Here is a 23,574-nt window from a genome sequence, read left to right on the forward strand (position 1 = left end):
TCTCGGGGCGGGCCGGGCGCGCGGATCAACGATCCCAGCACCTGGCCCCAGCTTGGGGCGGAACCGCCCGAAGCTGGAGCGGGGACCGGTCAGGCTGCGGTGTCGACGTCGTCGCGGGCCAGGGGGACGGCGCCCTCCGCGGTCTTGAGGGCCTGGCGGGCGGCGACCAGGTCCGGGCCCTGGACGCCGTGGTCCCGGCAGGTCTTCCACCAGCCGTGCGTCTGGACGGCGGCCGTCGCTTCCCGCAGGTCCTCCCACAGCTTGTCGTACGCCTCGGCGTCGGCGGGGTCCCAGCCGGGGGAGGCCTCACGGCCGGCTCGCTCCCGGCCCCGGTCGGTCACCTCCGGCCACCCACTGTTCGGTTCACGGGACCAGGGGAGGCGCGCCTGGAGGGCGTGGAGCTCGGCGTACAGCTCGGCGGCCCGGCGCTGGGCGTCCCGCAGCTTCTGAGGGAAGGCGTGGGCGTTGAACTTCTCCTCCTCGGCGGAGGCATGCTCGGGGGAAGGGGTGGTGGCGCTCATCCTTCGGAGCCTAGTTCGAGAGACCGACAGTGCTCCGGCTCCGGCTCGTTCCGCATCGCGGCGTCGGCACGCGCCAGGGCGTCGGACACGGACTCGCCCAGCGGGGCCGGTTCGTACACGGTGACGGTGGGACTGAGGCGCTCCACGAGGGCCGCGGCGAGATGGTGGTGGAGGGTTCGTTCGTAGTCGGCGCGGAGCTGCGGGTCGCGGTCGATGCACCGCCAGGCGGCGCGGTCGATCTGCTGCTGGACCGTGATCTCCTCGCCGTCGACGGTGACCGTCGCGGCCAGGACGACGAACGGTCCGAACGGGTTGAAGGCTGCGTCGTACACGGGGCCGGACGGCTCGAGGCTGCTCATGTGCGGGGGAACGGCGCGCGGCGGCGGCCTGTTACAGGCGTCCGGCGGTGGCGGCGGGGTGCGTGGGCCAGCCAGTACGGCGGGCAATGCTGGGCGTCCTCGAGCGTCCGGGCGAGGCTGCGGAGCGCCTCGGTCGCGCCTCTGACCTTCGTTGCGGTGTCCGTGCCGCGGTCGGTCATGTCCGGGGGAACGGCGGACCGGGAGTGGCCGTTACATCCGGGCCCGGGAACGGCGACGGCCCCCGCCGTGTGGGCGGGGGCCAGGCGGCCCGTGGGTCAGGTGGCTAGCTCGTAGTCGTCCGGGGAGAGCATGTCGTCCATCTCGTAGAGCTGGGCGAGGTAGTCGCGCACCAGGGCCTCGCCGAGGGCGCCGAACATGCCGGACAGGACGATGGCGGCCATGACTGGGGAGACGACATCGGCGGCCTGTTGGAAGGCCGAGGTGCGGCTGCCCTGCCACGGGTAGGAGCGGCGGAACCCGACGAGGAGACCGGCCTCTGCCTCCGTGAGCCGCAGACCGTCGCTCTCGCGCTTCCAGGTCCGGGACTTGCCGGTGAGGCACCAGGACGGGCCGTCGGCGGAGAAGCAGTTCCCGCCCTTGGCCCGGCCGGTCTTCGGGTCGACGGGCCGGGTGCCGCGCGTGTTGACGCGCTCGCCGGGCTGCCAGCCGAGGGCCTGCGCCATGGACGTCGCGGGGAGCGGGCGGATGCGGGCGGTCGTCGTGCCGCTGCACCAGCGGGAGGCGATCATGTACACGCGCTTGCGGCGGGACGGCAGGCCGTAGTCGGCGGCCTCCATCACCTCACGGTTGGCGTACATCCACTCGGACGAGTAGAACTCCATGGCCAGGTCGTCGAGGATCTCCTCTGGGAGGTTGCTGGACTGCTCCATGGCCATCCAGCGGATCGGCGCTCCGGCGGCCTGGAGGGCGAGCGGCCAGATGACGACCTCGAGCATCAGCGCGATTCGCGGGTCGCTCACGTCTGCGGCCTCCGCGCGAACCTCGTCCCAGGTGGCGCCAGACCGCTCGCGGTAGCCGACGTGGTAGCCGTGCTCTGCGCACATCGGGCACTCGTCCAGGTCGGGGTACAGGTCGTCACAGTCGATGTCGGTGACGGGCATGGTCCCGGCGGCCTCGCTGACGTACCCGATGGCCTCGCACAGGATGACGATGTTCTGGGCCTCCAGGCCGGACAGCTTGCCCGCGGGGGAGAACGTGGGGCACGGCGGGCTGATGATGACCGCGCCGGTGTAGCGCAGCGCGATGTGCTCGGGGTCCAGGGTGGTGATGTCGGCGCAGATGCGGCGGTGACCGGCGGCGCGGGCGGTGGCGCAGGCGTCCGGGGAGATGTCCACTCCGACGGCGTCGACGGCCACGCCGAGGACAGCAGCGATGCCCTCCGACCAGCCGCCGGGGCCCGCGAACAGCTCCACCACGCGGATCGGGTCGCCGGGCAGCGGAGCGAGCAGCCACTCAGCGGGCCACGGGTTGGCGGCGGCCTCCAGGACGGCGTACACCTTCGGCGGGATCGGCATCCCGGCCTTGCGGGCGAGGGTGGCGACGTGCACGGCGGTTGCAACCGCTGGGGGCAGGGTCCGCATCTGGTGTTCCTTCGTTCGTGGTCCTCGTCGGCGGTGCTCTCCACCAACACGTCGAATAGTACACCAAGGGCAATTCAGTGAGGTGTGAACAGAAAAAACGCGCAGTCTATTGCCCTGGGCTGCGCGTTCTCTCTGGGGTGAGGGCTAGTCAGCAGTACGTCGCGGCGTGTGCCTGGGCTTCGAGCACTGCGGCGGCGGCCTCGACGTCCGCCCTCAGATCGACCCCGGCGCGCTGGAGCTCCTCGAGCAGCTCCCCGGCGCTCGGGTCGTCGCCCTGGTCGTACTCGGCAACGTGCCCGGCGACCTTCGTGCGCATCGTGAGCAGCTCGGTCTCGACGGCCAACAGCCGGCGCAGCAGCATCGGCAGCGCGGTGCGGGAGTAGTTGCCGAGTCCCTCGGTCGTCTTGCGCCCGGCGATCGTGTCGGCGTGCACTTCGGCGGCGTCCAGGGCGAGGGGGAACGACGGCGGGGTGGCGGGGCGCAGCATGCGGTCCAGCTCGGCGAGCAGTTCGGGCGTTGCAGGGGTCAGCACAGGGTGGCTCCGAATCGGGGAGGGGTGCGCCCGGGGCTGTGCGGGCCTCGGGCGCAGGGGGGCGGGGTCAGATCACTTGCCGTGCACGGTCGGCGGCTCGGCGTGGTCGTCCGGCTCGCACATCGGCCCGTGCTCCTGGCAGTGCTCGGCAGCGAGCGGGATGCCCAGCGGCGTACGCCCTCCCTCGTTCTCCGCCTCGATCTCTTCGTCCGTCCGGAGCTCCTCCGGCAGGAAGTCGAGGAAGTCGTACCGTGCGAGTTCGTCGATCCGTCGGAGAAGCTCGAGGACTTCCTCCGGCTTCCGGGGGTCGGTGTCGCCCCACAGGGCGGCCAGGTCCTCCGGGACGTCCGGCAGCCGGTCGGACGCCAGGTCGTACGGGTTGAGCTCCCGCACGATCTCGCCCTGGACGTCGCGTACGGAGTCCAACTCGATGGTGTCGTCGTCGTAGTCGCCCATCGGCCGCTTGAGGACCAGGTACGCGCCGGTGGGGAACTGGCGGTGCAGCGTCACGGACACCAGGGACAGCGTCTGTACGGCGGCATACCGTGCCTTGGCCATGGCGTCGTCGAAGGCGGAGAGCGGGGCCAGGTTGGCGGTGGTCACGAGGGGTTGTCCTTCCGGGTGTTCAGCGGGCGAGGTGCGGGGCGAGGGAGACCAGGAAGTCGACGCCGACGGCGTGCAGGTCGACGGAGGCCGGGGTGGTGTCGTGCGCGCGGGCGGCCGGGTCGAAGGCGGGGGCGACGTGCCCGTACGGGCCAGACCCCGATCCGAACGCGAGCCCCTTCTGCTCGAGTTGCTCAACATGCCCGTGCCGGGCCAAGACCTGGGCCATGCGGCGCTCGAGACGCCCCCGGATCCCGGCGGGCACGACCCGACTGCCCGAGGCGGCCTCCGGCAGGAAGTGGGCCACGGCCCGTTCCACGGCGCGCACCGGGCCCTGAATCTGGACGTCGGCCACGGGATTGGTGCCGTGCAGCGTGGCCGAGTAGCGGCACCCGCTCGAGGACCAGGTGACGCCGGACGTGTTCACCAGCAGACCGGCCCGCTCGTACGTGGCCACGCCCTGAGCGCGCATGGCGTTGCCGATCTCGTAGAGCAGCGCGCGGCGCGCGCGGGCGCCGTCCTCGAGGCGGCGGGCGGCCTCGTCGTCGACGACGGGCAGCACCAGGCGCAGGACCTCCCGCGCGATGGCGGCCGGGGCGAGATGGTCAAGGCAGACGTCCGGGCGGGTCGGCTCACGGTCGGGGAGCTGCCATCCGATCTCGGTGTCCCAGGTGCGGGCGACCAGGACCAGGGCGCGCTCACCCTGCACCAGGCGGGCGCCGGGGTACCGGGCGGTCCACCAGGGGGAGCACGGCTCGACGGTCCAGGGTGAGCCGGCCCGCGCGGGCAGCAGCGCGGCGACGTGCTCGGCGAGCGTCACGGCGGGGCAGGCGCGGCGGGTCGGGGCGGTGACGGACGGGGTCATGTCGTGGGGCCTTTCGGAAGGGGCCGCACCCCCGGGCAGAGGGCAGGGGCGCGGCCGGGCGGCAGGGTCAGACCAGGTGCGCGGCGGCGGCGAGGAGGAAGTCGATCCCGACGGGGCCGACCTGCGCGCAGACGCGGGTGCCGTCGTCGACGGGGTCGCCGAGCTCGGCGCGGGACGGGAGCGCGATCCAGCCGTGCAGGTCGTGGTAACCGCCGAACTCGACCTCGTCGGCGTCGACCGGCTGGAGCTGCGCGAACCGGTCGGTCAGATGCCGCGTGAAGGCGCTACCGGCGTCCGTGGAGACGTGGCCGTCCAGCGGGGGCAGCAGGACCGGCAGCGCGCCGTAAAGGCCGCTCAGGGGCCCCTCGTAGGTCAGGTGGAAGTTCGCTGCGACGCCGTGCGCCCACACGCCCCACTCGGCGCCGCTGTCGGCCGTCCACTCCAGGCCGGGACCATCGAGCCGCTCACTGCTCTGGGGGTTGGCGCCGTGGTCGATCAGGTGGAACCCGAACTCCGTCAGCGCGGTCCCCTTGTGGTGCATGACCCGCTCCCACGCCTTCAAGCCGTCGGTCCGGTGCGCGGGTTCCTGGGCGATGGCCTGGACGACGTCGCGGTCCAGGTCGGGCAGGATCCAGCGCAGGGCGCGCGTGGCGAGCGTCGCCAGGGATGCCGGGTCGGTGCCGCCGACGACAGCGTCCGGCGTCACCGGGAACAGGTCGGGCCGGTCGGCGTACAGCTCCACGCGGTCGCCCTCCTCCACGACGATCAGGGAGCGGCGGCCGTCGGTGATCCGGGACGTGGCGGCGTTGTTGCGGATGACGTACGGGGCGGGGCCGACCGTCCACGCCTTGCCCCGGCGGGCGGGCAGGAGGGCGGCGAGCGGGGCGGCAGTGGTCGCGTGGCTGATGGCAGAGATCACGGGTGTTCCTTCACTTCGGGTCAGTCCGGCGCGGTGCTCTCCGGCCGGGCAAGGTGGTCATGCGGGCGGTGCTTGCGTCGCGCCCCGGGGCGGCTCGTGCGTCCGGGCCCCGGGGCGCGACGGGTCTACAGGTCGCCGGGGTTGGCGAGGATGCGGCGGGCGGAGCGCCCGGCAGAGCTGCGGAGCGCGGCCTCAGCCATCCGGCGGGTGCGTGCTCGTTCCTGGGCTTCGGCCACCTGGGCGGCCTGGCGGCGGACAGCTTCGGCGCGCATCTCGTCGACGCGGGCCTGCCAGGCGCGGGCGGCGTCCTCGGCGCTGTCCCCTTCGGAGACGTCCCACAGGGTGGAGCCGCCGCGCAGGTCGGCCAGGAGGACGCGGTCGAACGAGTAGGCGCGCAGCAGGGCCGGGCCGTCGTCGGTCCACTTCGTGACCAGGATGTAGAGCCGGGACACGTCGGCGTCGGCGGGGAGCGCGGGGCAGTCGAACGCGCGGTGGGAAAGGCGGGTGATGGCGCCGTGAGCCTGGCAGCCAGCGAACGGGACGCCGGGGCCCTGCTCGGCTCCGCCGCACGCCGCACGGGGGCAGGTGCAGCCCTGCGGCTGTCCGCCGGTGACCGCGTGGATGTGCCTTGCCAGCAGGTTGGTACGCATCGGGTGTTCCTCCGGTTCGTGGTGGACCCGGCGCTGCTCTCGCCGGGTAGTACGCCGGGCGGGCGCATCCTGTGACGCCCCGCCCGGCTGAGAGGCGGTCAGTGCTGGTTGCAGGGGCGGCCGTTGTCGACGCGGACCTCGGCGGCGAGGCGCAGGTGCTTCTCCCAGACCTTGAAGACCTGGCGCAGCCAGTCGTCCGTGCGCTCCCACTGGTGCGTGCCGTCGGCGTGCAGGAGGTGCAGCGCGTGCGCCTGCACGGCCTCCCGCTGGGCGAACTTGGCGAACTCCGGGCGGGCCGGGTTCAGGGGGCGAGGGAACGGGAGCTCGCGGTCGACGAGCGGCACCAGGACGTACTCGCCGAGCTCGGCGGGGAACAGGGCGGCCGGGTGGTCCACGGCGATCTGCTCGGCCATGAACAGTTCCTCGGTGGCCTCGGTCGGCAGCTCCTCGTACGCGCCGGGCGGCACGGCCTCGAACTCCCGGGCGGCGGCGTCCAGACGGGCGGCGATGCCCGCGAGGGCGGCGCGGATGGAGTCCTCGGTGGTGTAGCGGTCGCGGGCGATCTCGGCGACGACGCGGGCGCGCTGGGCGGTCTGGCGGTACTGGTCGAGGAACGGTGCGGTGGTGGTCACGGGTGTCTCCGTCTCCGGTGCGTGGAAGGTGGGGCCGGGGCGCGGCGGGGGTTTCCGCGCCCCGGCGGTCAGGGGGTGGCTCAGGCGGCGATCAGCGCGGCGCGGACGGCCTTGTACTCGGCCTTGCGCGGCTTGTACGCGGCGGCGATCTGCGCGACCTGGGCGCGGGTGTAGCGGTAGGCGGTGACGGCGTGCTTCTTGAAGCCCTGGGCGGTGCGGCGGATGCGGGCGCGGCGGCCCTTGATGCCCGCGTTCTTCGCGGCGGTGCGCAGCGCCTTGACGACGCCCTTGACGGTCTCGCGGTCGGCGCCGGTGGCGATGACGTGCGTGGCCAGGGAACGGGCGGTGGTGCGGACGCGGCGAGCGGCGCGGGCAACTTCGCGGCGGGCGGCGGAGGCGGCGCGGTTGGCGCGGACGCGGTTGCGGAGTTCGACGGCGCGGCGGGTACGGGCAGAAGCCATTGGGTGCTCCTCGGTTCGTGGTCTGTCGGCGGTGCTCTCCGCCAACAAGAAAATAGTACACCAATGGCAACATCAGAGGGGATGTGTGACTCGAAAGGATTCTAGTCTCCGCAGATGAGAGCGCACACGACCGCTTCCCGCGCGGTCGGGTTCACTGCCTCCGGCTTATCGTTCGGCTACAGCTCGAACAGGGTGTCGGTGTCCGGGGCGGGGGCGGCAGCCGGCCTACGGGTGCCGGTGGCGCGGCGGCCGGTCGGCGCGTCTCCGAACAGCGCTTCGGTGCCGTACGCGTCCGGGACGGCCAGCACGGGCCGGGTGACGGCGTCGGCGTCCACCAGGGCGAGCGGCGCATCCGGGTCGAAGTCGGCGCGCTGCATGGCGGTCCAGTCGATGCCCTGGGCGTCGGCGACAGTGCTCACGGGGTCTCTCCTGTCTCGGGCGGTCGGGGCGCGGTGCTGCGCCCCGACGGGCGGAAGGGGGGCTACGCCTCGGTGGGTGTGGTGACGTTCAACTGGTCGGCGCTGATCGTGTCCTCGCGGGGCGCCGTGTCGGGCGTGCCGTCCCACAGGACGCGGGCTCTGAACGGGCCGTAGAACGAGGGCCGGTACAGGTCCAGCACGAGTCCGACGGACGGGCCCTGTCCGAAGGTGACACGGTCCCCAACGGCGTAGCCCCCGCTCTCCTCGCGCTCCTGCGCGATGTCGGCCGGGTCGACGGGCCGGACCAGGTCGCGGCCGGTAAGGAACGTCTCCTCGTACCCGTCCCACTGCACAGCAACCAGGCCGTCAGGGGCGACGCGGCGCAGGGTGCCGCGCTGTATGTACCGGCGGGGCGTCCGGTCGTACCCCCACGCGGGGGTGTGCCAGGCGATCCGCTCGACGCGCTGCTCCGGCTCGTACGCCATGGGGCACCAGGCGGCGGGCACGTACAGCACCAGGTCGTCGGGCTTGGTCGTGTAGTTCCGCCCGTCCAGCGTGATGGTGCCGGTGTCCCGGGCCAGGGCATGGAGCGGCTGCGTCAGGGCGTAGCGGGGGCGGGTGAACGGGCGGGCGGAGCGTAGGTCGGCTGTGTGGGTGAGGGGTCCGTCGTCGATGCCGACGAGCAGGTCCCCGCCCCGGATCTGCCAGGCGGGCGTGACGCGTACGAGGGAGTGCTCGATGCCGTTCGGGAGCTGCGCGGCGGCGAGGTCGGCGGTGATAGCCATCAGGGGCATGTCGTGGGTCCTTCCGGAGGAGGGGCCGGGGCGCGGGGTGCGCCCCGGCGGGGAGCTGTCAGACGCGGGCGCGGTTATCGGGGAGCTTGCCGACGGCGGCGGCCAGACCGAGGCGGAACCACTGGGCGCGCTCGGAGTCCCACTCGGCGCGGACGAACTCCGGCACCTCAAAGCCGAGGTGGGTACGCGGGGCGCCCGGGTGCGGGTCGACCGGCTCGGGCTCCCGCTCCTCCATGGGCGCGGTGATCGCCTCCACACACTCGTCGGTGAGGCGGCCCGGCCCCCACTCGTAGTCGGCCCCGGGACCCGTCAGCTTCCACAGGGCCGTTCCGCTGTGCGCGAGCGTGTAGCGCAGCTCCCAGGTGCGGCCCAGGTGCGTGACCACGTACGTCAAGCGACTGCCGGGCTTGAGCGTGTCGTCGAACTCCACCCCGGCGGCCGTGAGGGCGGCGCGGAGCTGCGCGGTGTACTTGGCGGGGATGTAGCGGGGCAGGGACACGGGAGCCTCTCTCGGTGGTGCAGGATGCCGGGGCGCGGCAGTGCGCCCCGGCGGGGACGGTCAGGGGTAGGTCAGCGCTGTGCGGTGTTTGCGTCGCCCTGCGAGCCGCACACGCGGTTGCCCATGACGCGGCAGTCCCACCCGCTCTCGTCCTCGTCGACGCGGCCGTCGCGGTTGTCGTCACCCATGGCGTCCGCGCGCCCGTCGAGGAACCCGTCGTTGTACGCGGTCACGGTGTCCGCGTTGCGGTCGACCTGGGGCCGGAAGTCGTCCGGGGTGGCGTCGGACGCGCCGATGGTTCCCAGGGTGCCCAGGACGATCACGGTGACGCCGGACGCGAGGAGGGCGGCCGCGCGGGGGCGGCGCGCCAGGATGCGGCCGAGGCGGGGGAAGCGCTGCATGGGGTGTTCCTTCGTTCGTGGTCCGTGGCCCCGGTGCTCTCCGGGACCGTGGGCGGTGCGCCCGGCGCCCGTTCCGGCAGTGAGCCGGCCTCGGGGGCGGGGCGCACCGCCCGCCGGGGGGTACGGCGGGCGGTGCGGTCTGGGGTTACGCGCGTCCGGCGCGCGCCTCCTGCTCGAGCCACTGGTCGAGCAGGGTGTCGAAGTCCTGGCCGGTACGCGCCACGGCGTAGGCGGCGGAGCGGTCACCGGCGATGAGGCAGTGGACGGTCGCGCCGTCGATCGCGTCGGCCTGGCGGTGCATCTCCTCGAGCTGGTCCTCGTAGCTCTCCTCGTAGGTGAGAGCGAGGTTGTGGACCTTCGCGTCCTCAGTGCCGAGGCCGGTGGTGACGGACAGGAAGAACAGGAGCTGCTCGGTCTTGTCGAGGGAGACGGCCATGGTGTGTTCCTTCGCTCGTGGTCTCGCCCCGGTGCTCTCCGGGGCGGCGGGGTGAACCGCCGAGAAGAACAGTACACCAATAGCAATCTCGCGCAACCGCGTCATCGGATATTCGTCGAAAGTTGCAGGTGATAGTCGTTGTGATAGGCCTGTAACACGGTTCATTGATTGACCTAGGTTGATTATTCTCGAGTGCGGCTGTACGGTCAGGGCACGCCACTAAGGCGGGGTCGGGGCGAGCATCCCCGGCCAGACCACGAACCAAGGAGCACCCGATGGCTGAGACCCAGACGACCGGCATCAAGAACGCGGACGAACTCATCACCCTTGCGGCCGCGTTCGGCCTGACCGTGACGGTCGAGACGACCGACCGCGAGACGCTCACCAGCTACGTGGTGCGCTTCGCGATCCCGGTCCCCGTCGCGTACGCCGGTACCGAGCTGGGCCGCACCATCGCGGGCGACTCCGTGGCGCTGCTGTGGACCAAGGCGAAGAAGAAGGGCGCCCGGGGGTGCCTCGTGGACGCCACCGTCTGGAGCGTCGTTTCCCACCGGAAGGTGCGCACCCTGCGGGAGGTCACCGCCGCCGTCGAGACCCTGGGGCACAACTCCGCCAAGTACGCCCGCGACACTGCGCCCCTGCCGGACGACGTCGTCGACACCCTGCACGCCGTGTTCGTCGACGACCGTAAGGTCCACCCGGGCATCCCCGCCTCCCACGTCCGCACCATCGTGAAGAACCGCCGCTTCCGGGGCTGGACCTTCCACCAGGACGACGAGAACGCCATCTGCATTGAGAGCCGCCGTTACGTCCCCGAGACCGTCACCGGGCCGACCCCGGAAGACGTCGTCGACGCCCCGCACGCCGTCTACGACAGCCACAACGACTGGCACAAGGACATCCCCGCTGCCGACGTCCGCCACATGATCACCGTCCGGCGCGCAGCGGGGCAGTCCAGCCACCAGGGCGACGACGGCACTATCACCGCCACCGGGATCCGGTTCGTTCCGCAGCCCGCCGGCTCACCCTCCCCCGCACGTCAGCACGTCCGCATCGTCAACGGCGGCACCCCCGAGATTGTCGACACCCGCGCGGCCTTGCACGAGATCAACACCGCGATGATGCAGCCGGGCAAGCGCGCAGTCCGCGAGATGTCCGCCTCCGGCTCGAGCGCCCGCATCGTCTACAGGGACCCCGCGCGCGGCACGGTGGACCTGCGCCCCGCCACGGCTGAAGACCTCGCCCCCGCGCCCATCCCGGCCGCCGCCGCGCCCCTGTTCGCCGCCATGGCCGCGTACGAGGCCACCATGTTCTGCACCGGGCCCCGTGACCTCGAGGACCTGGCGCACCAGTTGCTCGCCCTCGGGAAGGTCGCGCCCACGGCGCACCACCTCGAGGTCGGCGAAGCGCACGCGGACGTCGAGGGGGCGTGGGAGGCCCTGCGCACCGCCCCGGACCGTCAGGCCCGCACCACGGCCCACGACAAGGCCCGCGCCGCCGTCGAGCGGGCCCGTGCGGTGATCCTGGCCGTCGCCCCGCACGCCCACCGGATGCACGGCACCGACGTGCCCGGCACGGCCGAGGAGATCCGGGCCGCCGCCGTGGCGTACAACGCCGTCGGCAGCACGCCCGAGGAGCTGTCCGCCGTCGAGACCGGCACGCCCCAGGTGCGCGTGCGCTGCTCGAGCGACTCCGGCACCGGATGGAAGGTCACGGCCACGATCACGGCCGGGGTCGACACGCCCCAGGGGTTCCTCCCCGCGCACCCGGCGATCGTCGAGAAGTTCCGCAAGCGGGACGGCCGCGAGGACGCCGCCGCCAACGCCCGCCGGGTGATCGGCGCCCTGTTCCGCGTCAACGTCCCCGTCGAGTACGTCCGCAGCTCCCGCGGCTGACTCGCCCGGCGCCGTCCGGCCGGATCGGGTCGGGCGGCGCCCTCGAGGCCCCGTACGCGCCCGCGCGCGTGTGGACGGTCCAGAAAGTCCAGAAACCCGCGTCACCTGCCCTGTCTCCCTGGGGCGACGCAAGCCGCGTCCGCGCGGCCCACTGCCCGGCGAGAGCACGCCGGACCGAACCACGAAGCGAGGAACACCCTGTGTCTGCTGCCGTTCTCTTCGACGTTCCCGCCCCTGCGGCGGATGATAAGCCCAAGGCAAAGCGCCCTGCCCTCGTCTACGCCGAGCGTCGTTGGTTCGCCGACGTCGACCGCGTGACGTACCTGGGCACGCATCAGCCGTCTTGGCTCGCCCGCGAGGAGTTCGGTAAGGACTGCATCCCGCTGTGCGTCTCCCACGGGCGCCTGGCCGACCGTAAGACCCTGCCGCGGGCCGTCACCCCGTGGATGCTCGACTCCCGCGGATTCACGGAGCTGTCGCAGCACGGCCGATGGACGGTCTCGCCGTACACGTACGCCGCGGCGGCGCGACGGTACTACGACGAGATCGGCCTGATGGACATGTGTGCCATTCAGGACTGGATGTGTGAGGACGAGATCCTCGCGAAGACTGGCCTCACGATCGCCGACCACCAGATCAAGACCGTCGCGTCGTTCCTCAACCTGATGACGCTGGACGCCGACCTGCCGTGGATGCCGGTGATCCAGGGCCGCACCCTCGACGACTACCTGCGGTGCATCGACCTGTACGACCAGGTCGGTGTGGACCTCACGCTCGAACCGGTCGTCGGCATCGGCTCCGTGTGCCGTCTGCAGCAGACCGACGAGGCCGCCCGGATCATCGAAACGATCTGGGGGATGGGGATCCGCCTGCACGGGTTCGGCTTCAAGAAGACCGGTCTGCGGCGCGTCGCCCACCAGCTCTACAGCAGCGACTCCATGGCCTGGTCCTACAACGCCACCAACCGGGCCCCGATGCCGGAGTGCGTGGGCAAGCACGTCCACTGCGGCAACTGCCCCAAGTACGCCATCGCCTGGCGTAACGCGCTCCTCAACTCCCTGCCGGACGACCCGCAGCTCCTGCTCGCCGCCTGACCCCCGAAATCTTCCGGGGCGTCCGCCGCGGGCGCCCCGGCCCTCACCCCTACAAGGAGAACCCCGTGTCCGCCGTATCCAGCAAGCTCGCCGAACGGTTCACCCAAGTCCGCGAATTGGTCGACGTCGCCGAGATCTACGCCGAGGACGGCGCCGCCATGTCGGCGATGCAGAACCTCGTCAGCGCCATCGCGGCGATCCGCAGCATCATCGAGCCCGGCCCCGGCCAGGACCGGCGGCCCGTGCGGCTGGAGAGGCTCGTGGAGACCGTGGAGGGCGCGCAGCGCACCCGGAAGCCCGAGGAGATCGCCGCCGTGCCGTGGGTCGCCGAGGCGATCGGCCTACACGACCCCGCCATCCGTGCCCTGGGCGAGGTGGCGGCCTTGGCCGAGCAGCGGTACCGGGCCGCGCTGGTCGAGTGGATCACCCGTGACTGGACGTGCCTGTGCGTCGTGAGCTGCGACGAGGACCCGGCGACCGCGTGCAGCCTGTCCGGCCAGCAGCATGTCCACCCGGAGATCCCCGGCCGCCCCGGCGTGTACGGGCCGTGCCCCGTGCACCCGGACGCCCCCGGCGACCGGTAGCAGCTCCCGCAACACCCTTCCCGGGCCGGAGAGCAACCGGCCCCAACCACGAAGCAGAGGAACACCCCATGTCTCGTGCCACGCGCGCGCACACGATCCGCGGCCACCTGGTCGCCGGAGGTCTCGTCGACCTCGGCCTGGGCGAGGCCACGCAGAAGGCCGGCCCCGACGGACACGACGTCGACGGGTTCTCCGTCCGGCAGCACCTCGAGGGGGACACCCTCGTCGTCATCGCCGGAGCGTACGGCCCGAACTGGCTTCGCACACTGGCCGAGTTGACCGGCCGACTCGAGAGCCCTCACGTCAAGTGCACCGTCCGCGGCCAGGCTCCCGGCCTCGGCGACCACGAGGTCCTGGTGCGCTGGTCGACGTCCGAGGAACTGCAGGCCCGGAAGGTGGCCGAGGCGCAGCGCCAGGCCCCGCTCAAGAAGCAGCTCCGCGAGCAGCAGGCCGTCCAGGAGGCCGAGGAGCGGCGCCGCTCGCTCGAGGCGGCCGGGCAGTCCGGCCTGTTCTGACACAGCCCGCCCGGCCGTGACGTTCCCCCAGGCGTCACGGCCGCCCGGCCCTCGCTCATCACCCGGCAGGAGATACGAGATGACGCCGTACGAGCGCCTCATGGCCGAAGCCATCCCGACCGGCAGGTTCGGCCGCCCCGCTGTCGACGACCCGGCCCGCACGGCGACGTCCTCGACGGACACGCCGGAGCAGCAGGCCGCACGCCGCGCCGTTCTGGACGAGGCGCAACACGGCTGGCGCCTTCCGGACGAGCGCTCGCAGCGGAACCGCGAGCGCACCGCCGAGCGCAAGCGCGCCGCCCGCCCGCGTCACCTGCGCATCGTGCCCGACCGGACCGACACCCGAGCCGCTTGACCACCACACGCCCAGAGAGGCACCGCCATGCGCTGGAACGTCACGCCCCGCCGCCGCAAGCCGAACTCCGGCCGCTGGAAGGCCGATCTCACCGAGTACGCCCGCCGCCGGCCGTGGCCGCTCGAGTTCCCGAGCCTGTCCGTCCCCCGCCCCGCCTGACCGCCCGCCCACCGCCGCGGTGCATCGCCCGCGGCCGCCCCCGAGAACGGAACGCCATGCCCAACCAGCTTGCCGTTGTCCGGTCGCTCGGCCAGGACGTCATCGGCCCCAACCACCACTATTCGTTCGGCGAGATCGCCACCATGCCGCCCGAGGCGTACCACGCCGTCACGGATGCGATGGCCGCGATCCTCGAGCGGGTCGCCGTGGCCGTTGACTGGCGGCGCCTCCTCGTCGAGGCGTCGTGGCGGCATATGCGCCTTCACCCGGATCGGAAGGAGGAGCTGCTCTGGTACCAGAGCGAGGCGGAGAACGTGTGCGGCGAGTGCCTGGCCGAGGCTCTCCTGCAGGAGAACACGGGCGCGCTGGACTGGGAGCGGGAGCCGGAGGCCGAGATGCGGCACCAGGCCGTCGACTGGGCCGCGATCGTCGCCGAGGTCCTCCAGCACCGTCGGGGCACCCTCGAGCACCAGTACCGGACGCCGCACCGTGGCCGGTGAGCATGCCGAGGGCCGCACCCTGGTCTGCCCCTGGTGGGACGACGGGCGAGGCGGCCGGTACCTCGTCCCCGGGTGTCACGCGCGCGTGGAGAACCCCGACATCGAGGTCTGCCACTGCCTCACGATCGAGCAGCAGCTCCAGGCCGCGCACCGCCAGAACGCCGCGGCGGGCCGGGCGCTCCGCGGTCAACAGGCCTGGCATGACGCGATCGTCCGGGCCGTCTACGACCACTCCGACGGCATCGCCATCATGAAGGCCGCCGCGAACCTGTCCGAGCACGGATCCGGCAGAGGGGTAGCGCCGTGACGTCGACCTGGATGGGTGGTTGCTCGACTTGGCGTGGACGCAGCCGGCCTTTCCATACCCGCTGTCGACGTTGAGGAGGCGTACGCCGACGGCGAAGACGGTCCTGGCATGGAGCACAAGGAGCTCACCGCACGGCAGCTCCCGGTGATCCGCGAAATCGCTACCTGGCTCACCGATCACAGCCGGAAGGGCCCTTCGTCTAAAAACCCGCCATGGCGGCGCGGGGCGCCCAACACAGTGTCTCAAGAGCTCACCTTCGAGGCCCTCGTGAGGCGCCATCCCGGGCGCCGATGGTGGGCGCGGAACAGCTACCTGGTGGATGCGGCCGCGTTGTTGAGGCCATCCAGCAGTTTGCGCTCCGAGGGGGTAAACGGTGGCTGATCAAGTTGTGGGCGCAAAGGGCCGACCAGGGCCGTCAGCAGCACACGAGGGTGAACGACGGAGGCGGGCGAGGCCTGCAGGGCTAGCAGATCGGTCAGGGCCGTGGCGGCGCGGAATGATCCGGTGGCGGTGCGGGACAAGCGGCTGACGTACCGCTGCAGGAGCCGATCGACGACGTTCGGGTTCGCGCCGGTCGTAGTGGAGTAGTGGATGTCCTGTCCCACCGCGAGGGCCCAAGCGGTGTCGACGGGGCCCGCGATGGCACGTTGGGCACGCCTCGCCAGGCCCGGGGTCAGGCCGTCCGCCAACAGAGTGCGCAGGGCCAGGGCGCCTTGAGCAGCCACCGAGATGCCCTGTGCGTAAACGGGGTTGAAGGACGCGACGGAGTCCCCCAGCGCTGCCAGGCCGTCCGGCCACCGACGGAGCCGTTCGTAGAAATAGCGCCGGTTGGCCGTGCTGTGGGTGATGCTGACGTCGGTGAGTGGTTCGGCGTGGGCGAGCAGGTCAGCCAGAACGGGGTGGCGCAGGGTGCGGGCAAAGGCCTCGAAGGCGTCCGGGTCCCGGGTGGGTTGCCCCCCGGGGGCACCCATCAGGCTGACGTGCCAGCGGTCGCCCTCGATGGGCAGGAGCCCGCCAGCGTTGCCGGGCTGAGGCAGCCGGGGGTCGGCCTGCACACCGACCATGGGCCAGTCGCGGGTGGGGACAGGAGCGCGATAGAGGCGGCTTGCGTAGACGAGACCCGAGTCGATCCGCTTCTCTGCTAGGCCGGTGATACCCAGATGGGTGAGCCATTGTGGGGTGCGCGTGGCCCGGCCAGAGGCATCGATGACGAGACGTGCGCGCAGTTCTGCTTCCTTGCCGTCGGCGGCTTGTACTCGCACGCCTGTGACCTGGCGGTGATCTCCGAGCAGCCCGACGACCTTGGTGCTCGTGCGCACACTGACCCGGGGGTCTTTGAGGACCTGCGCTCGGACGACGGAGTCGGTCAGGTCGCGGCTCGCCGAAAACATGTAGTGAGTGGCACGCTCCCAGCGCCGGTACCAGCCCTCGGGAGAGTAGATGACCATGTTGGTGGTCATCGGTATGCGGTTGGCACCTGCGGCCAGCATCTGCTCCATCGTGCCGGGCAGCAGACTTTCGATGGCCTCAGCGCCGCCTGCATGCAAGAAGTGGATGTGTGCAGCCTGGGGCACGCCAGTGCGTGGCGCGGGCCCCTCGGGTAGATCGTGGGCCTCGATGATTTCCACGGAATCCACGTGGTCCTTGACCGCGGCCGCAGCAAGCATGCCCCCGATGCTGCCCCCGATGACGACGACTCGGGTGGAACTCCAGCGCGGTGCTTCAGTCATGACGGGCTGCTTTCTGCTGGGGCACGTAGTGCTCTTGAAGATTACGGACGATGGGCGAGGCGAGCGCCATAGACAAAGGAACGAGGTCCACCCCGCGCTGTGCCCCGGTCTCGGTGGCCTGTAGCTGGTGATCCGGATTGGTGCGCTGCCGATGGCGAGCGGCGAGGAGCATGGCTGCCTCCGCGGTGATCGCGGCGGTGGACTCGTCGGAGCCGTCGCGGAGGGCCGCGTCATAGGCGAACTCCCGGACGGCAGGGTCGCAATAGGGCGCAAGAGCATGGACTGCGTCGTAGAGGGCTGTCTTCCGCCCAGTCAGGAGCACGGCCGGAGGAGTGCGCCACCAGGGCAGCGACGCGCGGATGGCGCCGGGGGTGGACACGTCCCTGACAGCCTGCCAAAGCGGGTTGAGCTGACGCAGATGCCGGATAGTGCGGGCGATCTCTGCGACGCGCGGACCAGCGAGCGGCACAACGAAGCCGATGGCGCCCAGCAGAGAGGCTGGAGTCGCCAACTGACGGGTTACATCGCCAGCGAGGAAGTCAAGGTTGTAGCCCATCCACCGGGCAACCACAGCCGCCAGCCTGACGCTGGCGTAGCTCACGACGATCAGGTAGGCGGGGGCGAGGATGAGCAAGCCTGCTCGAAGGGAGCCGTGGACTTCCTTCGACCAGCGCCAGCAGAGGATGCTCGCGGTCAACATGGCCACGCCCTGCGCCACCAAGTAAAGGACGATCATCTCTCGGATATAGGGCGTGTTGGCGTAGTAGACATCAAATAGAGTCACCTGCTCCACCGGAGCATCCCCCGCCCAGAACAGGGCAATGACGGCAAGAAGAGCCAGACTGTAGGTGGTGATGCACACCCGTGAGGCACGCCGTGTCTGTTCCAGGGGCGCCGGACGCCAGTTGATGATCAACAGGAGACTCGCGCCAGAGAAGGCGATGGTCGTCAAGTACACCGCTGGGGCGGCAACATTGGTGATCCCAGTGAACTGGTTGAGCGCGACGACGGAATCCGGCGCGGCGAGGACCATAAGGCAGCCAGCCGCGAAGAGGAGCACACAAGCGGCGCGGAGCAACATGTCGTGCCGCCGCCGGACCAGCGCGGGGACTTTCAGAGCGCAGACCAGCAGCAGGATGAACCCGCACACGTAGAAGCCGATACTGTCTGATAATCCGGATGTCACCTTGCCTCTTCTCTCCTCGATACCTGTGCCGTGGGCGCGCCCTCGCGGCTAGCTCCGGCGGACACGGTGCGCCATAGACGCCTGGATCCGGCCAGCGAGCTGGTCCGGGTCAGCGGCGGTGCGAGCCTCGGTGAGGGCAACCTGAACGTCCGTGGCGAAGCGGTACCCGAAGAGCTCCGCCTCCACTTCGTCCTCGTTCTCGTGGGCGCCGGCGCGAGCGGCGAAGTGTAGGGAGGCATCCATGCTGGTGGTGGGAGAGAGCTCCGCGCCATCCGTCTCTGCGATGAGGGCAACGAGTTGCGCCAACGCGTCAGGCGGTTGGCTCTCTTCGGAGCGTGCCGCAGCAGCCCCGTGGGCTGTGAGGCTGCTGCAGTGGCCCTGGAACATGTGCCACGCCTCGTGCCCGATGATCACCAACTGGTGCGCGGGGTCGGTGTTCTGTTCGTAGCCGATCAGGTCGTGGCTGGCGCGGTCGACCCACACCCCGCTGGCGATCCCTGGCGGAAACGGAATCGAGCGCAGCCTCACCGGACGCCCCCGAACCTGTGTGAGGGCATGACCTATCGAGGGAATTAAGTTCTCGTCGCTGAGCGTCGGGCGTAGTTGGCGGACGAGCTCTGCGCTGCGCTTTCGCATCTCTTTTGATCCCGAGCTCACTGGTCTCCTTCATGCTCATCAAGGCTCAGCAGGGCTGTGAGGGTCGCGTTGAGGACCTTCCAGTGCTCCGGTGGCAGATCACGCGCCTGTCGGAGGCGGACGCTTCGGACGTCGTCGAAGGATTCCTGAGCCGGAGCCAGGGGGTCGGGCACGGATTCGGTCCGCTCCGACGCCGGTTGGTGTTTGGCGAGGATGTCGAGCAGTACACGGTTGAGAGCCTCAGGCGCCGGCGCTGTGAAGAACGCCAGACCGTTGCCCTTGACGCCGAAGAACTCCACGAGTCCGTGAAGGAGTTCAACACTAGGTGTCTTCTCGCCGGAGCAGACTTGGCGTGCCCAGAAAGCAGAGATGCCCAACTGGCGGTGGAGGCTGCCAGCGAGGTCCGACATCGGCTTCCCGGTACGCGCCAGATGAGCGTCGGAGAGTGCCTTGATGCGAGCTTGCACCCGATCGTTAACGGTGTCGGCGGGTGGATTCTTGCCCCTGAGCAGGCAGCGAACAGTGTGCTCGGGTAGCGCCGACTTGGCTGCCAGGTCTCGGGGGTTGAGGATGGCCGACCTGTCCAGATTCTGTTCTCTGATGAGCGTCTCGAGGCGCCTGAGGGTCTCGAGGACCGGATTGCCCACCGAAGTGCTCCCGTGGGGTTGGTGATCAGTCGTGGTGCCCGCACTCTACGCGGGCCGGGCCAGAAAAGAAACGATCGTTGCTCAGCAGAGAAAACGATCATTGACATCAGCCGTCTCCTCATTGCAAGATCCCAGCAGTGGAACCGGCCCGTCCACAAACGGCGCGTGATTGCCAGCGGGGGCTCTCGCGAAGAGCAGTGTCTCGCCCGTGCCGTGTGCCGCGCTCAAGGCAGGCCAAGATCACAGAATTCGAACTAACATTCGCATCAAATAGCAGACGGGCCAGACCAGGACCGCGACGATCTCGGACAACGGGACACCCTCACGTGCCCACCTTGGGCATAGCGCCACTCGACGGGACGGACAGCTAGTGACGATCTCTCACGACACATCTCCGCTTTCGACCCTTGGCCTCCGGGTAGGCGTCGCCAGACGAGGCACCGCCCCATCGCATGGGCTACCTGACATAGAGAACTCGATCGAGTTCCGTCTCGGCCCGGAACACGCCCCGGTCCAGAGCATGCGCCGGTCCCGCAGTTTCGTCGCGAAGGTGCTGCCGGCGCTCCTCGCGGACACGCCCAATGCCAAAGCCGTCGAGGATGCGACGCTTGCCGTCCTGACTGAACTTGTCGATGTCACTGCTCGGCATCGCGCCAGCGTTGACCTGAGCGGCCGGGTCTCGTGCGACGGGGATCATGTCCTGGTCACGGTCGGAGAGATGGGTCGGCCGTTGCCGGCGCCCGAGGAGGAACCGGGCCTGTTCCTCGTCCACCGGCTGGTCGATGACATCGGCCAACACCGCGGCGACGGCGACGGGTACGCGACTTGGGCGTCCATTCCGATTCGACAGAAGGTTCAATAGGGTCAAGGAGCCCTAGATTGCTGCCAACTTGCCGTTTGTGGCGGGTGCTTCTTTCTGGTCTCTTAGGTCCGCCGCGGGTCTGGAGAATGGGGACGGGTCCTGCTGTCGGTCATGCTCGCTGGAGCGAAGTGTCGGCGTCCATCGGGGCGTGGGTCGATTTCGGGTGCCGCTCGCGCGAGGCGAATTGCGGCCTGGTGGACCTTGGAAATTGAGTTCTGGCGGCGCTGGCGCGCGGGAAGTCCCGAGCTATCGCGCCGATTTCTGCGAGTGTGTGACGCATGTCACGGGCGAAGTCCACATGTTGGACGCTCTCGAGTCACGTTGACACGCCTGCAAGGCGGAGCGCGTCCTCGTCCCCTGCTCCTGGGCGCCTGACGGACTCAAGTCCCGTCGAAGCCGTGCCCGAGGTGCCCACGAGGCAACTGACGCACGGCATGGTCAGAGGCGGCTGCCGCGCGGCGCCCGGCACTTCGCGCCCTCCGAACCGTCAACGTGGCGGTTAGCGTGCCGTTCGACGCCCGAGCCCGACGCCTAGACCTGCTGCCGTGCGAGGTCTCCGAACAACACCAGGTGCTCTTGCAGGTGCGTATGGCTTGTTGCGGCACTGTGCCACTCCACGTCAGGGATAGGCGTTCCAGCGGGTCGGTTCCACCATGTCTCGACCGTCCGGCGAAGCGTGGCTATCTCAATCAGGATGTCCACGGCCACATTGGCAATGTCATCGGTACCCATCAGCTCCACGTCGATCACCGCCCGCCTCAGGGTGCGCTCCACGACCTCAACCTCCTGGAGCGCGTCTCGCGTTCCCGGCGGCTCCGCGAGTGACTGAGCGTCGTAGGAGTCCGGGATCATCGCGTTGAGCCTCTCCGACAAGCCGTCGGCGTCAAGTAGGAAGGCCCGGTATGCCTCCCGCCGCGTCTGCCGCTTGTACAGCGAGATCGATGAGTGTGCAGTCAGGTACGCGCCCCCCGCTGTCGCCACAGCGCCCACCAGGGCGCCCAGTACAGCCGCCAAGCCCTGATCCACTACGCCCCCGAATCGCCAGTCAGCCAAGGCTGATCACGATATGCGGCGGGGCGCCAAGCCAAGACGGCGGGCTCAGGTTCTCGCACCGCGAGGCCTCGGGGTCGCGGTCATCGCCGACGGCGGAGCAGTGATCCAGCCCCAGGCTGTACCGTGGCCGAGACGCCAAGATGTTCCGACGGAGCCATGGGCCCAAGGGCGGCAACAGTGCGGCGAATGCTGGAGGACAGAGGATTTACGTAGCCGTCAAGGTAGCCACGAACAGGGTCGTCCGCCGCGTTCACGCAGGTGGTAGCGCTGCGGTGACCCTCCTGCCAGCAGAACCTGGGCCGCCGCGAGACCTACGGCGAGTGGACCAACGTCTGGTGGGCCAGGACCGACGACGACAGCGGCAACACCAACGTCTACGTCAGCGACGTCTACATCGAGGGCGGCGACAACGACGAGCCGGTGCCCGGACTCCCGGTCTGCTGAGCACTCAGGGCTGCTCGGCCCGCAGGTGCCCCTCCAGCCCGGAGACGGTCACCAGCTTCTCCTGCGCGAACAGCGAAGTGCCCCGCTCGCACAGCTCCGCGTCGGCGCGTGCCCGTGCGCAGAACTCCTCGGGGGTGACGCCGAACAGCTCCCTCAACCGGGCCGAGCCCACCAGGAGTTCGGTGAGCAGCGGACGCTGGCCGGGGTGGGTGCGCGGCGCGCCGGTGCCGTCGTGCAGGACGCCATGGCGGTTGACGTAGGCGAAGGCGCCGGGGAGCGCGGTGCCGTCCGCCAGCTCGATCCGCACGTCGGCCGCCGGCAGCCAGGCGCGGCCGTAGTTGCCGTCCGGCAGGGGCACGCCCTCGCTCGCGTCGATCACCTCCAGCTGCTCGTCGTCGAGCCAGGTGAGGAACAACTCCCGTGCGTGGCCCGGCGCGTGGAACGGCGACGCCGACACATAGCCCATGCGGCTCACATGCGCGGAGACGCCCACCTCCAGGCCCGTCACCCGGGTCTTCACCATCGGCAGCGGTGAAGCGATGCCGAACGCGTCCATCTTGCACCGCAGTTGGCCGGGGCAGGCGTTGGAGCCGACCGCGAGGACGGGCACGCGGTCGTCGTACACCAGCCGGTCCAGGGGCAGCAGCCGGTCACCGTCGAGGAGCCCGGAGTCCGACGGCCAGGCGCCCGGGTAGAGCAGCGGATGATCGCGCGGCGCCTCGGCCAGGCCCAGCGCCTGAAGGCTGCGGTCGCTCATGGGCGGCTCAGTCCTCCGGCGGCAACTCGCCCGAGCCGCGGGTGATCAGCCGCGTCGGCAGTTCGATGCGCTCGGGGGTGACCAGGGTGCCGTCGAGCTGGCGGAACAGGCGCTCGGCGGCGGTGCGGCCGAGGGTGGCGGCGTCCTGGGCGACGACGGTGACGCCCGGCTGGAGCAGATCGGCGAGTTCGATGTCGTCGAAGCCGACGAGGGCGACGCGGCGGGTCTGCTCGGCGAGGACCCGGATCACGGTGACGGTCACACGGTTGTTGCCCGTGAAGATCGCGGTGACGGGGGAGGGGCCGGCGAGCATCTCCTCGGCCGCCCCGCGCACCCGCTCCGGGTCGGTGACGCCCAGGGACATCCAGGAGTCCTCCACCGGTATCCCCGCGTCCTCCATGGCGTCCCGGTAGCCGCGCAGCCGCTCGGCGGCCGTGTGGATGCGGGGCATGTCACCGATGAACCCGATCCGGCGGTGGCCGTGCGCGATGAGGTGGGCGACGCCGTCGCGAGCACCGCCGTGGTTGTCGGACAGGACACAGTCCGCGTCGATCTTCCCGGCCGGACGGTCGACGAAGACGGTGGCGACGCCCGCCTTGAGCTCGGGCTCCAGATACCGGTGGTCGTCACCGGCCGGAATGACCACCAGCCCGTCCACCCGCCGCGCGCACAGCGCCAGCGCCAGCTCCTGCTCGCGGTCCGGGTCCTCGGCGCTGGAGCCGTTGATGAGCAGGGCGCCATGCGCCCGGGCGACCTCCTCGACCGCCCGGCTGAGGGGGCCGTAGAAAGGGTCCGCGAGATCCTCCAGGACCAGGCCGATGCTCGCCGTACGGCCCTTGCGCAGCACCCGGGCGCTGTCGTTGCGGCGGAAGCCCAGGGCGTCGATGGCCTCCTGGACGCGGCGCTCCGTCTCCGGGGTGACACCGGGCTCACCGTTGACCACGCGCGAGACGGTCTTCAGACCGACTCCGGCCCGCGCCGCGACGTCCTTCATGGTCGGACGGTTGCCGTAGCGGTTGTCGGGAGCGCGGTCGGATCGGCGGATGGTCTCGGGCACGATGCGCTGTCCTGTCCTGTCGTCATCCACGGGGATGCGGCGGTCCATGGGTTTGTATGAGGATGTGGCGTCGAGCATAGAGCCTGGACAACGTTGTCAGA

The 23,574-nt window shown here is 70.6% G+C and carries 30 protein-coding genes and 1 pseudogene; 8 read left to right on the forward strand and 23 right to left on the reverse strand.

Going from position 1 to position 23,574, the window contains the following annotated elements:
• Positions 1 to 89: 89 nt before the first annotated feature.
• The 15 genes from IM697_RS18520 to IM697_RS18590 all read right to left on the reverse strand — a co-directional run bounded on the left by IM697_RS18520 (position 90) and on the right by IM697_RS18590 (position 9,692).
• A complete protein-coding gene (locus IM697_RS18520; RefSeq protein ID WP_194048803.1) occupies positions 90 to 521 on the reverse strand; it encodes a hypothetical protein in 432 nt (143 codons plus the stop codon).
• Entirely contained in the window at positions 518 to 880 is a 363-nt protein-coding gene (locus tag IM697_RS18525) for a hypothetical protein (protein ID WP_194048804.1), read from the reverse strand. Before IM697_RS18525 ends, IM697_RS18520 begins: the two co-directional genes overlap by 4 nt.
• Before the next feature lie 275 nt (positions 881 to 1,155).
• Complete coding sequence (locus tag IM697_RS18530; RefSeq protein WP_194048805.1) at positions 1,156 to 2,481, reverse strand: DNA cytosine methyltransferase; 1,326 nt, start codon at positions 2,479 to 2,481, stop codon at positions 1,156 to 1,158.
• 148 nt (positions 2,482 to 2,629) lie between these two features.
• Complete coding sequence (locus tag IM697_RS18535) at positions 2,630 to 3,013, reverse strand: hypothetical protein (RefSeq protein WP_194048806.1); 384 nt, start codon at positions 3,011 to 3,013, stop codon at positions 2,630 to 2,632.
• Between the two features lie 72 nt (positions 3,014 to 3,085).
• A complete protein-coding gene (locus IM697_RS18540) occupies positions 3,086 to 3,616 on the reverse strand; it encodes a hypothetical protein (protein ID WP_194048807.1) in 531 nt (176 codons plus the stop codon).
• A 22-nt stretch (positions 3,617 to 3,638) separates the two neighbouring features.
• Positions 3,639 to 4,481 carry a hypothetical protein gene (locus tag IM697_RS18545; protein WP_194048808.1) on the reverse strand — a complete coding sequence of 281 codons (843 nt, stop codon included), beginning with the start codon at positions 4,479 to 4,481 and terminating at the stop codon, positions 3,639 to 3,641.
• Between the two features lie 67 nt (positions 4,482 to 4,548).
• Positions 4,549 to 5,400 carry a hypothetical protein gene (locus IM697_RS18550; RefSeq protein ID WP_194048809.1) on the reverse strand — a complete coding sequence of 284 codons (852 nt, stop codon included), beginning with the start codon at positions 5,398 to 5,400 and terminating at the stop codon, positions 4,549 to 4,551.
• Positions 5,401 to 5,525: 125 nt separating this feature from the next.
• On the reverse strand, positions 5,526 to 6,050 hold the full coding sequence (locus IM697_RS18555) for a hypothetical protein (RefSeq protein WP_194048810.1): 525 nt from the start codon (positions 6,048 to 6,050) through the stop codon (positions 5,526 to 5,528).
• Between the two features lie 98 nt (positions 6,051 to 6,148).
• Positions 6,149 to 6,682, reverse strand: coding sequence for a hypothetical protein (locus IM697_RS18560; RefSeq protein ID WP_194048811.1), 534 nt, complete (start codon positions 6,680 to 6,682; stop codon positions 6,149 to 6,151).
• A gap of 80 nt (positions 6,683 to 6,762) precedes the next feature.
• Positions 6,763 to 7,143, reverse strand: coding sequence for a hypothetical protein (locus IM697_RS18565; RefSeq protein WP_194048812.1), 381 nt, complete (start codon positions 7,141 to 7,143; stop codon positions 6,763 to 6,765).
• Between the two features lie 176 nt (positions 7,144 to 7,319).
• Positions 7,320 to 7,562 (reverse strand): hypothetical protein, encoded by a 243-nt coding sequence (locus IM697_RS18570; protein ID WP_194048813.1) that lies wholly within the window; start codon positions 7,560 to 7,562, stop codon positions 7,320 to 7,322.
• 62 nt (positions 7,563 to 7,624) lie between these two features.
• On the reverse strand, positions 7,625 to 8,356 hold the full coding sequence (locus tag IM697_RS18575; protein WP_194048814.1) for a hypothetical protein: 732 nt from the start codon (positions 8,354 to 8,356) through the stop codon (positions 7,625 to 7,627).
• 58 nt (positions 8,357 to 8,414) lie between these two features.
• Positions 8,415 to 8,855, reverse strand: a complete 441-nt coding sequence (locus IM697_RS18580; RefSeq protein WP_194048815.1) for a hypothetical protein — start codon at positions 8,853 to 8,855, stop codon at positions 8,415 to 8,417.
• Positions 8,856 to 8,926: 71 nt separating this feature from the next.
• Positions 8,927 to 9,256 carry a hypothetical protein gene (locus IM697_RS18585; RefSeq protein ID WP_194050167.1) on the reverse strand — a complete coding sequence of 110 codons (330 nt, stop codon included), beginning with the start codon at positions 9,254 to 9,256 and terminating at the stop codon, positions 8,927 to 8,929.
• A 145-nt stretch (positions 9,257 to 9,401) separates the two neighbouring features.
• Entirely contained in the window at positions 9,402 to 9,692 is a 291-nt protein-coding gene (locus IM697_RS18590) for a hypothetical protein (protein ID WP_194048816.1), read from the reverse strand.
• A gap of 275 nt (positions 9,693 to 9,967) precedes the next feature.
• Here IM697_RS18590 and IM697_RS18595 point away from each other — a divergent pair, with 275 nt between their 5' ends.
• The 8 genes from IM697_RS18595 (at position 9,968) to IM697_RS18625 (ending at position 15,101) form a co-directional block, all read left to right on the forward strand.
• A complete protein-coding gene (locus tag IM697_RS18595; protein ID WP_194048817.1) occupies positions 9,968 to 11,587 on the forward strand; it encodes a hypothetical protein in 1,620 nt (539 codons plus the stop codon).
• Between the two features lie 200 nt (positions 11,588 to 11,787).
• Positions 11,788 to 12,681, forward strand: coding sequence for a deazapurine DNA modification protein DpdA family protein (locus tag IM697_RS18600; RefSeq protein ID WP_194048818.1), 894 nt, complete (start codon positions 11,788 to 11,790; stop codon positions 12,679 to 12,681).
• A 65-nt stretch (positions 12,682 to 12,746) separates the two neighbouring features.
• Positions 12,747 to 13,265, forward strand: a complete 519-nt coding sequence (locus tag IM697_RS18605) for a hypothetical protein (RefSeq protein ID WP_194048819.1) — start codon at positions 12,747 to 12,749, stop codon at positions 13,263 to 13,265.
• A gap of 68 nt (positions 13,266 to 13,333) precedes the next feature.
• Complete coding sequence (locus IM697_RS18610; protein WP_194048820.1) at positions 13,334 to 13,780, forward strand: cell envelope integrity protein TolA; 447 nt, start codon at positions 13,334 to 13,336, stop codon at positions 13,778 to 13,780.
• A gap of 79 nt (positions 13,781 to 13,859) precedes the next feature.
• Complete coding sequence (locus IM697_RS18615; RefSeq protein ID WP_194048821.1) at positions 13,860 to 14,135, forward strand: hypothetical protein; 276 nt, start codon at positions 13,860 to 13,862, stop codon at positions 14,133 to 14,135.
• 27 nt (positions 14,136 to 14,162) lie between these two features.
• A complete protein-coding gene (locus tag IM697_RS45445) occupies positions 14,163 to 14,294 on the forward strand; it encodes a hypothetical protein (protein WP_265582725.1) in 132 nt (43 codons plus the stop codon).
• 56 nt (positions 14,295 to 14,350) lie between these two features.
• A complete protein-coding gene (locus IM697_RS18620) occupies positions 14,351 to 14,794 on the forward strand; it encodes a hypothetical protein (RefSeq protein WP_194048822.1) in 444 nt (147 codons plus the stop codon).
• The gene (locus IM697_RS18625; RefSeq protein WP_194048823.1) at positions 14,784 to 15,101 is read left to right on the forward strand and encodes a hypothetical protein; all 318 of its coding nucleotides are present in this window, start codon (positions 14,784 to 14,786) and stop codon (positions 15,099 to 15,101) included. Before IM697_RS18620 ends, IM697_RS18625 begins: the two co-directional genes overlap by 11 nt.
• 308 nt (positions 15,102 to 15,409) lie before the next feature.
• On the opposite strand, the gene IM697_RS18630 is transcribed toward IM697_RS18625, so the two are convergent.
• The 8 genes and pseudogenes from IM697_RS18630 to IM697_RS18665 form a co-directional block, all read right to left on the reverse strand.
• Complete coding sequence (locus IM697_RS18630) at positions 15,410 to 16,831, reverse strand: FAD-dependent oxidoreductase (RefSeq protein WP_194048824.1); 1,422 nt, start codon at positions 16,829 to 16,831, stop codon at positions 15,410 to 15,412.
• The gene (locus IM697_RS18635; RefSeq protein WP_194048825.1) at positions 16,824 to 18,017 is read right to left on the reverse strand and encodes a DUF6545 domain-containing protein; all 1,194 of its coding nucleotides are present in this window, start codon (positions 18,015 to 18,017) and stop codon (positions 16,824 to 16,826) included. Before IM697_RS18635 ends, IM697_RS18630 begins: the two co-directional genes overlap by 8 nt.
• A 48-nt stretch (positions 18,018 to 18,065) precedes the next feature.
• Positions 18,066 to 18,545 carry a toxin-antitoxin system, toxin component gene (locus IM697_RS18640; RefSeq protein WP_194048826.1) on the reverse strand — a complete coding sequence of 160 codons (480 nt, stop codon included), beginning with the start codon at positions 18,543 to 18,545 and terminating at the stop codon, positions 18,066 to 18,068.
• Positions 18,546 to 18,670: 125 nt separating this feature from the next.
• Entirely contained in the window at positions 18,671 to 19,300 is a 630-nt protein-coding gene (locus IM697_RS18645; RefSeq protein WP_194048827.1) for a hypothetical protein, read from the reverse strand.
• A 457-nt stretch (positions 19,301 to 19,757) separates the two neighbouring features.
• Positions 19,758 to 20,096, reverse strand: a complete 339-nt coding sequence (locus tag IM697_RS18650; protein WP_194048828.1) for a hypothetical protein — start codon at positions 20,094 to 20,096, stop codon at positions 19,758 to 19,760.
• 597 nt (positions 20,097 to 20,693) lie between these two features.
• A complete protein-coding gene (locus tag IM697_RS18655; RefSeq protein ID WP_194048829.1) occupies positions 20,694 to 21,215 on the reverse strand; it encodes a hypothetical protein in 522 nt (173 codons plus the stop codon).
• A gap of 389 nt (positions 21,216 to 21,604) precedes the next feature.
• Positions 21,605 to 22,416, reverse strand: a pseudogene (locus IM697_RS18660) (hypothetical protein).
• A gap of 7 nt (positions 22,417 to 22,423) precedes the next feature.
• Positions 22,424 to 23,521: a LacI family DNA-binding transcriptional regulator gene (locus tag IM697_RS18665; RefSeq protein ID WP_194048831.1), complete on the reverse strand. Its 1,098-nt coding sequence runs from the start codon at positions 23,519 to 23,521 to the stop codon at positions 22,424 to 22,426.
• Positions 23,522 to 23,574 lie beyond the last annotated feature (53 nt).

Source organism: Streptomyces ferrugineus (assembly GCF_015160855.1).
GTDB lineage: Bacteria > Actinomycetota > Actinomycetes > Streptomycetales > Streptomycetaceae > Streptomyces > Streptomyces ferrugineus.

What these genes read in the sequence shown, in the direction of transcription:
- IM697_RS18590 (WP_194048816.1), bottom strand. Translation starts at nt 9,692, where the DNA reads ATGGCCGTCTCCCTCGACAAGACCGAGCAGCTCCTGTTCTTCCTGTCC.
- IM697_RS18565 (WP_194048812.1), bottom strand. Translation starts at nt 7,143, where the DNA reads ATGGCTTCTGCCCGTACCCGCCGCGCCGTCGAACTCCGCAACCGCGTC.
- IM697_RS18555 (WP_194048810.1), bottom strand. Translation starts at nt 6,050, where the DNA reads ATGCGTACCAACCTGCTGGCAAGGCACATCCACGCGGTCACCGGCGGA.
- IM697_RS18595 (WP_194048817.1), top strand. Translation starts at nt 9,968, where the DNA reads ATGGCTGAGACCCAGACGACCGGCATCAAGAACGCGGACGAACTCATC.
- IM697_RS18620 (WP_194048822.1), top strand. Translation starts at nt 14,351, where the DNA reads ATGCCCAACCAGCTTGCCGTTGTCCGGTCGCTCGGCCAGGACGTCATC.
- IM697_RS45445 (WP_265582725.1), top strand. Translation starts at nt 14,163, where the DNA reads ATGCGCTGGAACGTCACGCCCCGCCGCCGCAAGCCGAACTCCGGCCGC.
- IM697_RS18665 (WP_194048831.1), bottom strand. Translation starts at nt 23,521, where the DNA reads ATGGACCGCCGCATCCCCGTGGATGACGACAGGACAGGACAGCGCATC.
- IM697_RS18575 (WP_194048814.1), bottom strand. Translation starts at nt 8,356, where the DNA reads ATGCCCCTGATGGCTATCACCGCCGACCTCGCCGCCGCGCAGCTCCCG.
- IM697_RS18545 (WP_194048808.1), bottom strand. Translation starts at nt 4,481, where the DNA reads ATGACCCCGTCCGTCACCGCCCCGACCCGCCGCGCCTGCCCCGCCGTG.
- IM697_RS18530 (WP_194048805.1), bottom strand. Translation starts at nt 2,481, where the DNA reads ATGCGGACCCTGCCCCCAGCGGTTGCAACCGCCGTGCACGTCGCCACC.
- IM697_RS18610 (WP_194048820.1), top strand. Translation starts at nt 13,334, where the DNA reads ATGTCTCGTGCCACGCGCGCGCACACGATCCGCGGCCACCTGGTCGCC.
- IM697_RS18525 (WP_194048804.1), bottom strand. Translation starts at nt 880, where the DNA reads ATGAGCAGCCTCGAGCCGTCCGGCCCCGTGTACGACGCAGCCTTCAAC.
- IM697_RS18615 (WP_194048821.1), top strand. Translation starts at nt 13,860, where the DNA reads ATGACGCCGTACGAGCGCCTCATGGCCGAAGCCATCCCGACCGGCAGG.
- IM697_RS18630 (WP_194048824.1), bottom strand. Translation starts at nt 16,831, where the DNA reads ATGACTGAAGCACCGCGCTGGAGTTCCACCCGAGTCGTCGTCATCGGG.
- IM697_RS18585 (WP_194050167.1), bottom strand. Translation starts at nt 9,256, where the DNA reads ATGCAGCGCTTCCCCCGCCTCGGCCGCATCCTGGCGCGCCGCCCCCGC.
- IM697_RS18520 (WP_194048803.1), bottom strand. Translation starts at nt 521, where the DNA reads ATGAGCGCCACCACCCCTTCCCCCGAGCATGCCTCCGCCGAGGAGGAG.